Annotated in this window: 13 protein-coding genes; 5 read left to right on the top strand and 8 right to left on the bottom strand. The window is 70.0% G+C overall.

Going from position 1 to position 14022, the window contains the following annotated elements:
* Positions 1-42 precede the first annotated feature (42 nt).
* The gene (locus G6N49_RS06095; protein ID WP_011560752.1) at positions 43-426 is read left to right on the top strand and encodes a hemophore-related protein; all 384 of its coding nucleotides are present in this window, start codon (positions 43-45) and stop codon (positions 424-426) included.
* 33 nt (positions 427-459) lie between these two features.
* On the opposite strand, the gene G6N49_RS06090 is transcribed toward G6N49_RS06095, so the two are convergent.
* From G6N49_RS06090 to G6N49_RS06075, 4 genes are read right to left on the bottom strand one after another with little or no spacing between them, the layout of a single operon-like run.
* A complete protein-coding gene (locus G6N49_RS06090) occupies positions 460-1338 on the bottom strand; it encodes a universal stress protein (RefSeq protein ID WP_011560753.1) in 879 nt (292 codons plus the stop codon).
* Positions 1335-3155, bottom strand: coding sequence for an amino acid permease (locus tag G6N49_RS06085; RefSeq protein WP_011560754.1), 1821 nt, complete (start codon positions 3153-3155; stop codon positions 1335-1337). Before G6N49_RS06085 ends, G6N49_RS06090 begins: the two co-directional genes overlap by 4 nt.
* A gap of 29 nt (positions 3156-3184) precedes the next feature.
* The gene (locus tag G6N49_RS06080; RefSeq protein WP_011560755.1) at positions 3185-4741 is read right to left on the bottom strand and encodes a glycerol-3-phosphate dehydrogenase/oxidase; all 1557 of its coding nucleotides are present in this window, start codon (positions 4739-4741) and stop codon (positions 3185-3187) included.
* Positions 4738-5319: a TetR/AcrR family transcriptional regulator gene (locus G6N49_RS06075; protein WP_011560756.1), complete on the bottom strand. Its 582-nt coding sequence runs from the start codon at positions 5317-5319 to the stop codon at positions 4738-4740. The genes G6N49_RS06080 and G6N49_RS06075 overlap by 4 nt, the downstream gene beginning before the upstream one ends.
* Positions 5320-5378: 59 nt before the next feature.
* On the opposite strand from G6N49_RS06075, the gene G6N49_RS06070 reads away from it, so the two are divergent.
* Together G6N49_RS06070 and G6N49_RS06065 are read left to right on the top strand one after the other, a co-directional pair.
* A complete protein-coding gene (locus G6N49_RS06070) occupies positions 5379-6956 on the top strand; it encodes an FAD-binding oxidoreductase (RefSeq protein ID WP_011560757.1) in 1578 nt (525 codons plus the stop codon).
* Between the two features lie 4 nt (positions 6957-6960).
* Positions 6961-7872, top strand: coding sequence for a diacylglycerol kinase (locus tag G6N49_RS06065; protein WP_011560758.1), 912 nt, complete (start codon positions 6961-6963; stop codon positions 7870-7872).
* A 74-nt stretch (positions 7873-7946) separates the two neighbouring features.
* Here the strand turns inward: G6N49_RS06065 and G6N49_RS06060 are convergent, their stop codons facing one another.
* The 4 genes from G6N49_RS06060 to G6N49_RS06045 all read right to left on the bottom strand — a co-directional run bounded on the left by G6N49_RS06060 (position 7947) and on the right by G6N49_RS06045 (position 12181).
* Positions 7947-8459, bottom strand: a complete 513-nt coding sequence (locus G6N49_RS06060; RefSeq protein WP_011560759.1) for a DUF3145 domain-containing protein — start codon at positions 8457-8459, stop codon at positions 7947-7949.
* Positions 8460-8566: 107 nt separating this feature from the next.
* Positions 8567-9391, bottom strand: coding sequence for a serine hydrolase domain-containing protein (locus G6N49_RS06055; protein ID WP_011560760.1), 825 nt, complete (start codon positions 9389-9391; stop codon positions 8567-8569).
* A gap of 10 nt (positions 9392-9401) precedes the next feature.
* Entirely contained in the window at positions 9402-10469 is a 1068-nt protein-coding gene (locus G6N49_RS06050) for a class I SAM-dependent methyltransferase (RefSeq protein ID WP_011560761.1), read from the bottom strand.
* An 83-nt stretch (positions 10470-10552) separates the two neighbouring features.
* Entirely contained in the window at positions 10553-12181 is a 1629-nt protein-coding gene (locus G6N49_RS06045) for a LuxR C-terminal-related transcriptional regulator (RefSeq protein ID WP_011560762.1), read from the bottom strand.
* 100 nt (positions 12182-12281) lie between these two features.
* On the opposite strand from G6N49_RS06045, the gene G6N49_RS06040 reads away from it, so the two are divergent.
* Positions 12282-13370, top strand: a complete 1089-nt coding sequence (locus G6N49_RS06040) for an S-(hydroxymethyl)mycothiol dehydrogenase (protein ID WP_011560763.1) — start codon at positions 12282-12284, stop codon at positions 13368-13370.
* A 2-nt stretch (positions 13371-13372) separates the two neighbouring features.
* Positions 13373-14002 carry an MBL fold metallo-hydrolase gene (locus G6N49_RS06035; RefSeq protein ID WP_041309736.1) on the top strand — a complete coding sequence of 210 codons (630 nt, stop codon included), beginning with the start codon at positions 13373-13375 and terminating at the stop codon, positions 14000-14002.
* The last annotated feature ends 20 nt before the right edge of the window (positions 14003-14022 follow it).

The raw sequence follows: 14022 nt of genomic DNA, 5'->3' as shown, positions 1-14022 counted from the left end.
GCGTCGGGGGAAGGATCATCGCCGGAAATCAAGGGGAGAAAAATGATCACATCGGGCATCACCATGCGCCGTAAACTCGCCGGCGTGCTCAGCACCGGCGCCCTGCTGGGGGTCGCGGCCGCCACCATCGCCATACCGTCGGCTTCGGCGCAGCCCCAGTGCACCGCTGCCGGACTGAGCAGCGCCCTGTCGTCGGTCTCGGGGCAGACCGCCGCATATCTCAACAGCCACCCCGGCGCGAACGACGCGATCACCAACGCCGGTTCCGGTGGTGAGGCGGTGATTCGGAACTACTTCGTCGCCAACCCGCAGGAGTGGGCCGATCTGCAGCGCATCGCCCAGCCGTTGCGCACCCTTCGGCAGCAGTGCCAGGTCGACGTCGCACCGGCCGAGATCGCGCGCCTCTACGACGCGATGGCCGCGTAGCGCCGCAACACCAGTCACCGTCAGGTGGCCCGGTCAGCGCCTCGGGACGATCATCACCGGAACGGGGCTGTGCCGCAGGATCTTCGCGGCGGCCGACCCGAGGAACACGTGCGCGGCAGGCCCGGCCGCACCGGAGCCGAGCAGAAGCAGATCGCCCGGCTCCCAGGCCACGTCCTCGACGGCGGTACGCCAGTCGTGGGAGACCCCGACGACCACCTCGGCGTCGGGGGCGGCGATGTGGGCCCGAATCTCGTTGAGCTGCTTGGTGATTTCGTCGGCGGTGCGCCTCGACCACTGCTCGACGACGAGGCTTTCCGCGGACGGTTCGATCGACCCGCTGAACACCGCGACCGGCCGCACCGAGAACGACGCGATCCGCAGCCGCGCCGACCACCGCACCGCGAGTTCGGTGGCGGTCTCGATCAACCGGACGGCGTCGGCGTGCCCACCGTAGGCGACGGTCAGCCGCCGGATCGGCTCCCGGCTCGGCGGATAGCTGCGCGGTGCGATCGCCACCGGCACCGCGGCGGTGTGCACGAGGCGGTCGGTCACGCTGCCCAGCGCGACCCGGCCGAGCAGACCGGACGACGAGGAGCCCACCACGACCACGTCGGCGTGGTGGTGCGCCGCGAGCTCGGTCAGACCTTCGGGTACCGACGCCGCCTTGTGCACGACGACCGACACATCGGCGTCGCCGGACATCTCGGCGACCACCCGTTCGAGTGACGTGCGCGCCGCGGCCGTGACGTAGCGCAGGTACTCCTCCTCGACCGGGTCGCCGCGAGGCGGCCACGGCCGCTCGACGATCGCCGCGGCGATGATCCGGTCGAAGGTGCACCGGGCGATCTCGGCCGCCAGATGCAGCGGTGCGCTGCCCTGCCGGCTGGCGCTGAACCCGGCGACGATCGTCATGGCGTGGCCGTGGCTTCGGCGCCCGTGGCGACCACGTGGGTCACCGGAACCCTGTGCTGTGCGCGGGCCCGGTCGACGACGTCGAAGCGCTGCCACACCGACTTCTCGGGCGGCAGCGTCGAGATGACGATCTGGTCGGGGTCGAAACTCTCGACGGCGTCGGCCAGCGCCCGCAGCGGCCGGCGGTCGCCGAGCTCGCCGTCGGCGGTGAAGTCGTGCCCGCGCAACGCGTTCAGCGTCAGGTCGAGGCGTTCGGAGGCGGCCTTCTGGGTGGCCTCCTCGACGTCGAGCGGTCCGTGCGTCTCGGCCGTGCCCGTCTCGATCGGGCTGACCGGCACCACCACGAAGTAGTGCGTCTCCTGATCGGCGCCGATCCGGTGCAGCTCGTCGAGCAGCTCCGTCGAGTTGACGGTCTGGTTGGCCAGCACGAGGACCCGATGCGGTTTGCCGGTGCCGGTGACCCCTGCCTTGGTCGGCCGGCGCTTGAGGAAGTGCTTGTTGGCGAAGTAGAGCAACAGCACCACTCCCCAGGACAGCAGGCTCAGCACCAACTGGGACCGCAGCGCGTCGTCGATGAACATCTGCACCAGGATCGCCACGATCCCGACCGCGGTGAGCACCGACAGCACCGGGAAGAGCCACATCTTCACGCGCAGTTCGGAATCCGGTGTGCGCCTGCGCAGGATGATCTGGGAGACGGCGATGAGCAGGTAGACGAACAGGATGATGGCGCCGCTGGAGTTGAGCAGGAACGCGAAGATGGTGTCCGGTGACACCGCCGCGGCGATCACGCACAGGAACCCGACCACCGACGACGCCAGGATCGCCTGTGCCGGCACTCCCCTGCGGGTCACCCGGACCAGCGAGGGCGGCGCTTCCCGCCGGGCGGCGAGGACGAACAGCATGCGCGACGCCGTGTACATCCCGGAGTTCAGACAGCTCAGCACCGCGGTGAGCACGACGGCGTTCATCACGTGGTCGGCATAGGGAATGCCCATCTCGGTGAACGCCGCGACGAACGGTGACGCAGCGATCCCCTCGTCGTTCCACGGCAGGATCGTCACGAGCAGCAGCGCGGAGCCCACGTAGAACAGCAGGATGCGCACGATCACCGAGTTCGCGGCCTTGGACACCGCCCGCTCGGGGTCCGCCGACTCGGCGGCCGCGATCGTCGCGATCTCGGCGCCCACCATCGAGAAGATCACCGTCACGATCCCCACGGTGATCACCCCGAAGCCCATCGGCATGAAGCCGCCGTGCGCGGTCAGATTCGAGAAGTCGGCGTCCTTACCCGGCCACAGCCCCACCACGAACAGCGCACCGAGCGCGATGAAGGCCACGATCGCGGCGACCTTGATCCCGGCGAACCAGAACTCGAACTCGCCGTAGGACTTCACCGAGAACAGGTTGGTCGCCGTCATCAGCACCATGAACACCAGCGAGGACGCCCACAGCGGGACGTCGATCCAGTACTGGATGATCTTCGCGCCCGCGATCGCCTCGAATCCGACGACGATGACCCAGAAGTACCAGTAGAGCCACCCGACGGAGAAACCCGCCCAGTTGCCCAGGGCGTTGCGCGAGTAGTCGGCGAACGAGCCCGTGGACGGATTGGCCACCGCCATCTCGGCGAGCATCCGCATCACCATGATGATGAGCACGCCACTCATCGCGTAGGTGAGGAAAGAGCCGGGCCCGGTGTCGGCGATCACCACCCCGGACCCCACGAACAGTCCGGCGCCGATGACGCCGCCGATGGCGATCATCCGCAGTTGGCGCTGGTTGAGCGCCTTTTTCAAGGTGGGTGCTGCACTCATCCGGCACGGATACCCAGATGTGACCGCCGTCACTCCACAAGTGCGTCGACGAACTCCTTCGCCACCTGCAGCGCACGGTTGCGGTCGTCCTCGACGAGGCCGATCCGGGTGCGTCGGTCGAGGATGTCGTCGACGGTCAGCGCACCCTCGTGGGTGACCGCGTATTCGAATTCGGCACGGGTGACGTCGATTCCGTCGGCCACGGCCGCGGTGGGCCGGTCGCAGCGGGCGCGGGCGACCACATGTGGGGCCTCGGCGCCGTAGCGGGCCACCAGCGACGTAGGCAGATCCGCCGGAACCCGGCCGACCGCCCCCACCAACGGCAGGTCACGGGTGCGGCACGGGCCCGCGGTCAGACCGCGCAGCGCGATCGCGCGGTCGAGGACGTCTTCGGCCATGTAACGGTATTCGGTCAGCTTGCCGCCGATCACGCTGATGACGCCGGACGGGGATTCGGTCACCGCGTGGTCGCGCGACAGGTCGGCGGTGCTGCCGGCGCCGGTGCCTGTTTCGCTCCTCGCGTGCGCGGTGTCGATCAGCGGGCGCAGTCCCGCGTAGGCCCCTCTGACGTCGGCTGCGGTCAGCGTCGTCGCCAGCGCGGTGTTGACGGTGTCGAGCAGGAAGGTGACTTCCTGTGGGCTCGGTTGTGGCACATCGGGTATCGGCCCGGGCGCATCCTCGTCGGTGAGCCCGAGGTAGACGCGGCCGAGTTGTTCGGGCATCGCGAAGACGAACCGGTTGAGCGCGCCGGGGATCGGGATGGTCAGCGCGGCGGTCGGGTGGCCGAACGCCGCGGCGTCGAACACCAGATGCGTCCCCCGCGATGGCCGCAGCCGCAGCGTCTCGTCCACGTCGGCGGCCCACACACCCGCGGCGTTGACCACCGCGCGCGCCGCGACGTCGAACGACTCGCCGGTGCACTGATCGGTGAGCCGGACGGAGGTCCCCGTGGCGTGGGAGGCGCCGACGCGGGTGAGGATGCGCGCGCCGTGCTGGGCGGCCGTTCGCGCGACCGCGGTCACCAGGCGGGCGTCGTCGATGAGCTGGCCGTCGTAGGCGAGGAACGCTCCCGCCAGCCCGTCGCGGCGGACGGCCGGTACCAGCTCGGCGGCCCGCCCGGCCGTGACGCGTCGCGAGCGCGGCAGCGTCGACGCCGGCGTACCCGCCAGCCGGCGCAGTCCGTCGCCCGCCAGGAATCCCGCCCGCACCAGCGCGCGCGCCGGACCACCCATCTCGGGGAGCAGCGGTACGAGCTGCGGCATCGCGGAGACGAGGTGGGGGGCGTTGCGGGTCATCAGGATCCCGCGTTCGACGGCGCTGCGCCGCGCGATGCCGACGTTGCCGCTGGCCAGGTAGCGAAGCCCGCCGTGGACGAGTTTGGAACTCCAGCGGCTGGTGCCGAACGCCAGATCGTGTTTCTCCACCAGCGCCACCGACAACCCGCGGCTCGCGGCGTCCAGTGCGATACCGGTGCCGGTGATCCCGCCACCGATCACCACGACGTCGAGCGGGGCACCGTCGGCGAGGGCGCTCAGTTCGGTGGCGCGGCGGGACGCGTTCAGGACCGGACTCCGTGACGAGGTCATGGCCGCAGGTATCCGTTCAACGAGCGCGCCAGCTCCACCGACAGTGCCTCCTCGTCGAGCAGCGGGGCGACCATCTGTGCGGATTGGATGGTCGACTGGGTGATCAGCAGGCACATCGCGGCGAGTTGGCGGGGTTCACCCGAGCGGACGCTGCCCTCGTCCTGGGCGAGTTTGATCTCACCGGCCAGCGCGTCGATGAGGATCTGCTGGCTGGTGCCTAGCCGTTCGGTGATGTAGACCATCGCCAACTCCGGCGCGCTGTGCAGCACCGCGATCACGATCTCGTCGTTGCGCAGCCGATCCCCCACCCGCACGATCCGGTCGACCAACGGCTCGCGGCCGACCGCGCTGCCGGGTACCGCGTCGAGCACACCGGCGATCCGCGCGGTCAGCAGGGCGGCGAGCACCGCGTCGGTGTCGCGCCAGCGGCGGTAGATGGTCGGCCGGCTGACCCGGGCGCGGCGGGCGATCTCCGCCAGCGTCACCCGGTTGACCCCGTAGGCCACGACACACTCCGCGGCGGCGTCGAGGATGCGCTCCTCCACCGATCGCGGACTGTCCTTACGGATTGACACCATGTGTAATACTGTAACGCATGTCCGCCGGATCGGAGCACCCAGCAGCCCTTCTCCCCCCGATGAAGTGGAACGCCTGGGGTGACCCGGATGCCGCCAAACCGCTGTCCGACGGCATCCGGGCGCTGCTCGAGCAGGCGCTCGGCGTCACGGAAGGGGCGGCACCGCCCGCTCTCGAGGACGTGACCGTGCGCCCCTCTGCGCTGCCCGATGCCGACCGCGACGCACTCGGCGACATCGTCGGTGCGCCGTACTGCCTGGTCGACGACGCCGGCCGGCTGTTGCACGCGGGCGGCAAGTCCACCCTCGACCTGCTGCGCCGCCGCGACCGCGGTGAACAGGAGGCCCCCGACGCGGTCCTGCTGCCCGCCGACGAAGATCAGATCGCCGCGATCCTCGAGTACTGCGGCGCGCAGCGGATCGCGGTGGTGCCGTTCGGCGGCGGCACGAGCGTGGTCGGGGGTCTGGATCCGATCCGCGGCGACTTCACCGCGGTGGTGTCGCTCGACCTGCGGCGACTCGACCGGCTGCACTGGCTCGACGAGGTCTCCGGTGAGGCCGAACTGGGGGCCGGCGTCACCGGCCCGGACGCCGAACGGCTGCTCGGCGAACGCGGTTTCTCCCTCGGACACTTCCCGCAGAGCTTCTGCTATGCGACCATCGGCGGCTTCGCCGCGACCCGGTCCTCGGGTCAGGACTCCGCGGGTTACGGCCGCTTCGACGACATGGTGCGCGGCCTGCGCGCCGTCACTCCGGCCGGTGTCCTCGACATCGGCCGCGCTCCCGCCTCGGCGGCAGGCCCGGACCTGCGGCAGCTCCTCGTCGGCTCCGAAGGGGCGTTCGGCGTGATCACCCGGGTACGGCTGCGGGTGCACCCCGTTCCGGAGGTGACCCGATACGAGGCGTGGTCGTTCCCCGACTTCGCCACCGGCGCAACGGCTTTGCGCGCAGTCACCCAGACCGGCAGCGGACCGACCGTGCTCCGACTGTCCGACGAGGCGGAGACCGGCGTCAACCTGGCGACCACCGAGGCCATCGGCGAGCAGACCATCACCGGCGGATGCCTGGCCGTCACGGTCTTCGAGGGCAGTGCAGCGCACGCCGAGAGCAGACACGCCGAGACCCGCGCCCTGCTCGAAGAGCACGGCGGCAGGTCACTGGGCGAGGGACCCGCCAAGGCGTGGGAGCACGGCCGGTTCGGGGCGCCGTATCTGCGTGACTCGCTGCTGTCCGCGGGGGCGCTGTGCGAGACGCTCGAAACCGCCACCACGTGGTCGAACGTCCCGGCGCTCAAGACCGCGGTCACCGATGCGCTGACGGATGCGCTCGGCCGATCCGGGACGTCGGCGCTGGTGCTCTGCCACATCTCGCACGTCTATCCGACCGGCGCGTCGCTGTACTTCACGGTCGTCGCCGCCCAGCGCGGCAACCCGATCGAGCAGTGGCGTGCCGCGAAAGCCGCTGCATCGGAAGCGATCATGCGCGCCGGCGGCACCATCACCCACCACCACGCCGTCGGCGCCGACCACCGGCCCTGGATGCGCGACGAGGTCGGCGACCTGGGGGTGGAGATCCTGCGTGCGGTCAAGGCGACCCTCGACCCGGCCGGAATCCTCAACCCGGGCAAGCTGATTCCATGACACGATGAGCCCGATGACCATCGGCCACGTCACGGTGCTGACGAACCCGCTGTCGGGCCACGGCAACGCCCCGCACGCCACCGAACGCGCCGTCGCCCGGTTCCAGCGGCGTGGTGTCGACGTGACGGCGATCGTCGGGACCGACGCCGCTCACGCGCGCCGTCTGGTAGACGAGGCGCTGGCCGGCGGGACCGACGCGCTCGTCGTGGTCGGCGGGGACGGCGTCATCTCACTGGCCCTGCAGGCGCTGGCACACGGCGACGTCCCGCTGGGCATCGTGCCGGCGGGCACCGGCAACGACCATGCCCGCGAATACCGTCTGCCGACCGGAGACCCGGAGGCGGCGGCCGACGTGATCGCCGACGGCCACACCGAGACCGTCGACCTCGGCCGGATCGACGACGCGTCCGGCGGGCACAAGTGGTTCGGCACGGTGATGGCGGCCGGTTTCGACTCCCTGGTCAGCGACCGCACCAACCGGATGCGCTGGCCGCACGGCCGGATGCGCTACAACGTGGCGATGGTCGCCGAACTGTCGAAGTTGCGACTGCTGCCGTTCCGGCTGCGCTTCGACGGCGGCGAGGAGGTGCGTACCGATCTGACGCTGGCCGCGTTCGGCAACACCCGAAGCTACGGCGGCGGCATGCTGATCTGTCCCGACGCCGACCACACCGACGGGCTGCTCGACGTCACGATGGTGCATTCGGCCTCGCGGACCCGGCTGATCCGGTTGTTCCCGACGGTGTTCAAGGGGACCCACGTCAACCTCGACGACGTGACCACCGCCCGCGCGCGGGTCGTCGAGGTGGACTGCCCGGGCATCAACGCCTACGCCGACGGCGACTACGCCTGTCCGCTCCCGGTCACGGTGTCCGCGGTGCCGGGCGCGCTGCGCATCCTGGTGCCCGCCCCCTAGCGCGAGCAGACACAGAATCGCCCTTTCGCGACCGGGAAAGGGCGATTCTGTGTCTGCTCGCGGGGGAAGTCTGGCTACCCGACTCCGCGCGACAGCCAGCTGACCTCGGCGCCCGCGCCGCCGTCGCGGTAGGGCTCCAGCGCCTCGTCCCATGCCGTGCCGAGCACGGTGTCCAGTTCGGCGGCGAGCACGTCGGCGCCGGCGGCCATCAGCGCACGCAGCCGCATCTCGCCGACCACGATGTCGCCGTTGGCGCTCATCGGGCCGCTCCACAGGCCGAGCTGCGGGGTGTGGCACCAGCGGTGTCCGTCCACTCCCGGACTCGGGTCCTCGGTGACCTCGAAACGCAGCACCGACCAGGAGCGCAGGGCGTTGGCCAACTGCGCGCCGGTCCCCACGGGACCCACCCAATTCGTGACAGCGCGAAGCTGCCCCGGCATGGCGGGCTGCGGGGTCCACTTCAGGTTGGCGCGCGCCGACAGGGTCGACGACAACGCCCACTCGACATGTGGGCACACCGCCGCGGGTGAGGCGTGCACGTACACCACGCCTGTCGTCGCGTCGGCGAACTGGTTCGACGCACGCATAGCTGCTCCTTCGGCTCCACGAGGGACGTCTTCCCCAAGCGGCCTCTTGAAACCGAATTACAACTGTGTCGTGCGTGTCTATTGTGCCTTGTGAGGCGCCTGTTGCGCTAGTGTGGCCCGAATTCTCTCAGGACTCCATCAGAGATCGTCGGCCAACGCTCGTACGCCCAGTCCCCGAAGTCGCGATCAGCAAAGGTGACGAGCGCCAGGTCCGCGTCCGGATCCACCCACAGAAACGTCCCTGACTGGCCGAAATGGCCGTACGTGCGCTTCGAGTTCGTCGAGCCGGTCCAGTGTGGCGACTTGTCGTCGCGGATCTCGAACCCCAGGCCCCAGTCGTTGGGGCGCTGCACGCCGAAGCCGGGCAACACGCCGTCGAGTCCCGGGAACTGCACGCTGGTCGCCTCGTCGTGCATCTGCTGGGAGACCAGCTTCGGGCGCAGCAGGTCGCCGGCGAACGCCGCGACGTCGGCGACCGTGGAGTAGGCCCCGTACCCGGCGGCCTCCGCCCCGCCGTCGAGCGTGCTGTCGGACATGCCGAGCGGTTCGAACACCGCCTCGGCGAGATAGCGGCCGAACTCGATGTCGGCGGCCCGCTCGATGGTGGCGGCGAGCACCCCGAATCCGTAGTTCGAGTAGACGCGGCGGTCGCCCGGTTCGGCCATCGTCTCGTCGGAGTGCATGGAAAGCCCGGAGGTGTGGGCGAGCAGGTGCCGGACGGTCGAGCCGGGCGGACCCGCCTCGGTGTCGAGGTCGACGACACCTTCCTCGACGGCGATCTGCGCGGCACGCGCCGCCAGCGGTTTGGTGACCGACGCGAGCCGGAACCGGTGCCGCTGATCGCCGTACTCGGCCAGCACACCGGCCGGTCCGACCACCGCCGCGGCAGCGGTACCGACCGGCCAGTCCGCGATCACGTCGAGCACGCCCATCGGGCAGATGTTACTTGCGGCAGACGTAGTAGAAGTTCAGCGGATCGGAGTCGATCTCCCGCACGTCCACTTCGGTGAAGCCGGCGTCGGCCAGCATCGACGTGGCGAGTTGGCGGCCCCAGCAGGTCCCCAGCCCCGCGCCGTCGAGCCCGAGCGACACGCTCATGCAGTGCATCGTCGAGACGGTGTAGAGGTAGGGCGCCATCGGCACCCCGACGTTGTCCTCCAGCCGGCTCGACGCCTTGATGTCGACCATCAGGAACACGCCGCCCGGCCGCAGGGCGCGCTGGATGTTGGCCAGCACCCGCGCGGGCTGCGCCTGGTCGTGGATCGCATCGAACACCGTGATGACGTCGTAGGCCTCGACGGCGTCCAGCGTCGCCACGTCGGCGGCGACGAACTGCGCGTTCTGCAGCCCGAGGCGCTGCGCCTCGGCGCGTCCCACGCCCAGGCCCTCGTCGGAGAAGTCGATGCCGGTGAACCGGCTGGCCGGAAACGCCTGCGCCATCACGTTGATGGCATGTCCGCTGCCGCAACCGATGTCGGCGACGTCGACGCCGGCCGCCAGCCGCGCGGGCAGGCCGTCGGCCATCGGCAGGATCACGTCGACGAGCGCGGCGTCGAACACCTCACCGCTCTCCTCGGCCATCAGGGTGTGGAACCTCGGATAGGCGCTGTAGGGCAGTCCCCCACCGTGGCGGAAGCATTCGATGATCTTCTGCTCGACCTCGCCGAGCAGCGGGATGAACTGCGCGACCCGGGCCAGGTTGTCCGGGCCGGCCGCGCGGGTGAGGACCGCGGCGTGCGTGGGCGGCAGCGAATAGGTCTGCGCCGCGGCGTCGTAGTCGACGACGCGGGCGGCGACCGTGCCGCCGAGCCACTCACGCACATAGCGTTCGTCGAGTCCTGCGGCGTCGGCGATCTGGGTGCTGGTGGCCGGCGGGAGTTGGGCCAACGTGTCGAACAGACCGGTCTGGTGTCCGATGGACAGCAGGATCGTCAGGCTCGCGCTGTCGATGGCGCCGACGATGCGTTCGGCGAACTGTTCGGTGGAGGTGGTGTCATCGAGTGTGGTCATACCCCGGAACGCTAGGCGCCGGGGCGGGTGGGCGGATCGGGAAAACGATGTATTTTCCGCACCTTCGGCCTACACGATGCCGGCTACGCGATGTTGTGCTGGTGCGCCCACGCCACCGCCGCAGCGCGCGATGACACCTGCAGCTTGAGGTAGATGTTCGCCAGGTGCCGGCCGACGGTCTTCTCGCTGATGAACATCTGTTGCGCCAACTGGCGGTTGCTCGCACCGTCGGCGGCGATGCGGCGCAAAATGTCGATCTCCCGCTTGGTGAGCCCACCGGGAGGTCGGCCGCAGACCGTGGCGGGTTCCACCCCGAGATGGGCGTAGATGCTCTCCGCGGTGGCGGAATCGGCGTCCGCGGTTGCGTGGTCACCCAACGCGCGGTGCGCCAACGCCATCCACTCGTAGACCTCGGCGGTCTCGTAACGCGACTGCTGGGTGCGGTATTCGCGTAACGCGGCGCCCAGGCTGTCGAGCGCCTCGGCGTGCCGTCCGGCCTGGACGTGGACCGCGCCGCGCGCATGGGCCGCCCACGCCCGGAAGCCCGCGGTGCCGAATTGCGCCGCACCGTCTTCCAGTTCGCGGCAGTATTGCTCGGCCTCCTCGAATTGCCCACGCGCCAAGGCGATCTCGACGGCGGCGCGCAGGAGGCGCATCCGGTCCAGGCGGTCTGCCGACGTCAGGGCCACCCTTAGATCGGCCCATGCCGCCTGGCTCTGGCCCAGCCGGCAGCGCAGCATCGCCTCACCCGGCTGCGGATCGACACCCGATGCGCGGGCCCTGGCGTACGCGGCGAACGCGCCGTCCGCGTCGCCGCGCAGTCGCCGCACCTCCCCCAGTTGGTAGAACCCCTCGCCGGCCGCCCAGGAGTTGACGCTCTCGAGCATCTGGCTGGCGCGGGCCAACTGGTTCTCCAGGCTCTGGTAGTCGTCGGTGGCGGCCCGCACCTGCAGCCGGTGCACGTCGCACACCCCGCCGTAGGTGTCGGATCCCGCCGCCGCGCACCACCGTTCCATGGAGTGCACCCAGGCCCGCATCCGTGGCAGGTCGGCCACCTTGTGGCAGATGTGCAGCACGATGCAGTAGATGTCGCCGGCCCAGTCGATCGGCACGTCGTCGGCCATCAGCGGCAGCATCACCTCGTCGAGAAGTCCACCGGCGTGCGACATCCGCCCGGCATAGACCGCCTCGATCGCCTCGGCCACCATCGCGAGCGCGGTCAGTGCGGGCACGTCGAGCCGGCCGCTCATCGCCCGCAGATCCGCCACCAACCGGGTCAGCGTGTCCAGGTCGTCGCCGAGCACGGCGACCACGGCGTCCAGATAGGTGAGGTAACCGTGCGTCGGGCTCTCCGGCACACCGTCGAGCAGTCGGCGGGCGCGGTTCATCCACCCGGCGGCGATGTTGAGGTCCCCGCGGGTCAGCCACGCCAGCGCCAGTTCGACGGCCTTGCGCGCCGCGGCGTTCGGATCGCTGCGCGCCAACTGGGCGAAAACCCGCTCGGCGATGCGCACCGCTTCCTTGGCCTCGCCGATGCGCCAGGCCGCGACCGACAACGCGTCGAGGTCGTCGGTGCTCAGCGCCGCGACGGCGTTGGCCCGGGCGAAGTTCGCATACGAGCCGTGCCAGTCGCGGCCGGCATGGGCGGCGCGGGCCGCGGTCACCAGTTCGGTGTGGAGGTCGGTCGTGGTTTTCATGTCGCCGGCGTTCATCTCGCTCGGTTCAACGGTAGTGCGGACCCGACGGTTCAACCATGGGTTTGGCCGAGACCGACACGATTCGTTCCCACCGCCGAGGCATTAGGTTGTAGGGATGAGTCAGACAGTGCGCGGGGTGATCTCCCGGTCCAAGCAGCAGCCGGTGGAAGTGGTCGACATCGTGGTCCCGGATCCGGGTCCGGGTGAGGTGGTCGTCGACATCATCGCGTGCGGGGTGTGCCACACCGATCTGACCTACCGCGAGGGCGGGATCAACGACGAGTACCCGTTCCTGTTGGGCCACGAGGCGGCCGGGACCGTGGAGTCGGTCGGCGAGGGTGTCACCAATGTGGTGCCGGGCGATTTCGTGATCCTGAACTGGCGTGCGGTGTGCGGACAGTGCCGGGCGTGTAAGCGGGGCCGCCCCCATCTGTGTTTCGACACCCACAACGCCGCGCAGAAGATGACGCTGACCGATGGCACGGAGCTGACCCCGGCGCTGGGCATCGGCGCGTTCGCCGACAAGACCCTGGTGCACGAGGGGCAGTGCACGAAGGTCGATCCGGCGGCCGATCCGGCGGTGGCCGGGCTGCTCGGCTGCGGCGTGATGGCCGGTATCGGGGCCGCGATCAACACCGGCGCGGTGGGCCGCGACGACACCGTCGCGGTGATCGGCTGCGGCGGCGTCGGTGACGCGGCGATCGCGGGTGCGGCGCTGGTCGGGGCAAAGAAGATCATCGCCGTCGACACCGACGACAAGAAGCTGCAGTGGGCGCGCGAGTTCGGCGCCACCGACACGATCAACGCCCGCAGCGTCGACGACGTGGTCGAGGCCATCCAGGAGCTCACCGACGGATTCGGCACCGACGTGGTGATCGACGCGGTCGGAAGGCCCGAGACCTGGAAGCAGGCGTTCTACGCCCGCGATCTGGCGGGAACCGTTGTGCTGGTGGGTGTTCCGACCCCGGACATGCGGTTGGAGATGCCACTGGTGGACTTCTTCTCCCGTGGCGGATCGCTGAAGTCGTCGTGGTACGGCGACTGCCTGCCCGAACGGGACTTCCCCACGCTGATCAGTCTCTATCTGCAGGGCCGGTTGCCGTTGGACAAGTTCGTCTCCGAACGCATCGGCCTCGACGGCATCGAGGACGCCTTCCACAAGATGCACGCCGGTGAGGTGCTGCGCTCAGTGGTGGTCCTGTGATGATGAGCGGCGGACCGATCCAGCGGGTGGTCACCCACGGCACGTTCGAACTCGACGGCGGGTCCTGGGAGGTCGACAACAACATCTGGGTCGTCGGCGACGACGACGAGGTGATCGTCTTCGACGCCGCCCACGACGCGGCCCCGATCGTGATGGCCGTCGGCGGGCGCAACGTCGTCGCGGTGATCTGCACCCACGGCCACAACGACCACGTCACCGTGGCACCCGAACTCGGTCAGGCGCTCGACGCCCCGGTGCTGCTGCACCCGGCCGACGACATGCTCTGGCAGATGACCCACCCGGACAAGACGTTCCGCGCCGTCGAGGACGGTGCGACGCTGCGCGCGGGCGGGATCGAACTGCGCGCCCTGCACACCCCGGGGCACTCGCCGGGTTCGGTCTGCTGGTACGCCCCCGACCTCGGTGCGGTGTTCTCCGGGGACACCCTGTTCCAGGGCGGCCCCGGTGCCACCGGGCGGTCGTTCTCCGACTTCCCCACCATCCTCGACTCGATCTCCGGACGCCTCGGCACCCTGCCCGGGGACACCGTCGTCTACACCGGCCACGGCGACACCACCACCGTCGGCGACGAGATCGTCAACTACGACGACTGGGTGGCACGCGGCCACTGACGCCTCTCGGGCACTTGCGC

Origin of the sequence: Mycolicibacterium monacense (assembly GCF_010731575.1) — a bacterium.
GTDB classification, from domain to species: domain Bacteria; phylum Actinomycetota; class Actinomycetes; order Mycobacteriales; family Mycobacteriaceae; genus Mycobacterium; species Mycobacterium monacense.
The sequence above is the reverse complement of the archived record's forward strand: the minus strand, read 5'-3'. Positions and strand labels throughout refer to the sequence as shown.

Bases quoted from the DNA above. Each gene is read 5' to 3' on its own strand.
- G6N49_RS06095 (WP_011560752.1), top strand. From the start codon at position 43: ATGATCACATCGGGCATCACCATGCGCCGTAAACTCGCCGGCGTGCTC.
- G6N49_RS06090 (WP_011560753.1), bottom strand. From the start codon at position 1,338: ATGACGATCGTCGCCGGGTTCAGCGCCAGCCGGCAGGGCAGCGCACCG.
- G6N49_RS06085 (WP_011560754.1), bottom strand. From the start codon at position 3,155: ATGAGTGCAGCACCCACCTTGAAAAAGGCGCTCAACCAGCGCCAACTG.
- G6N49_RS06080 (WP_011560755.1), bottom strand. From the start codon at position 4,741: ATGACCTCGTCACGGAGTCCGGTCCTGAACGCGTCCCGCCGCGCCACC.
- G6N49_RS06075 (WP_011560756.1), bottom strand. From the start codon at position 5,319: ATGGTGTCAATCCGTAAGGACAGTCCGCGATCGGTGGAGGAGCGCATC.
- G6N49_RS06070 (WP_011560757.1), top strand. From the start codon at position 5,379: ATGAAGTGGAACGCCTGGGGTGACCCGGATGCCGCCAAACCGCTGTCC.
- G6N49_RS06065 (WP_011560758.1), top strand. From the start codon at position 6,961: ATGAGCCCGATGACCATCGGCCACGTCACGGTGCTGACGAACCCGCTG.
- G6N49_RS06060 (WP_011560759.1), bottom strand. From the start codon at position 8,459: ATGCGTGCGTCGAACCAGTTCGCCGACGCGACGACAGGCGTGGTGTAC.
- G6N49_RS06055 (WP_011560760.1), bottom strand. From the start codon at position 9,391: ATGGGCGTGCTCGACGTGATCGCGGACTGGCCGGTCGGTACCGCTGCC.
- G6N49_RS06050 (WP_011560761.1), bottom strand. From the start codon at position 10,469: ATGACCACACTCGATGACACCACCTCCACCGAACAGTTCGCCGAACGC.
- G6N49_RS06045 (WP_011560762.1), bottom strand. From the start codon at position 12,181: ATGAACGCCGGCGACATGAAAACCACGACCGACCTCCACACCGAACTG.
- G6N49_RS06040 (WP_011560763.1), top strand. From the start codon at position 12,282: ATGAGTCAGACAGTGCGCGGGGTGATCTCCCGGTCCAAGCAGCAGCCG.
- G6N49_RS06035 (WP_041309736.1), top strand. From the start codon at position 13,373: ATGAGCGGCGGACCGATCCAGCGGGTGGTCACCCACGGCACGTTCGAA.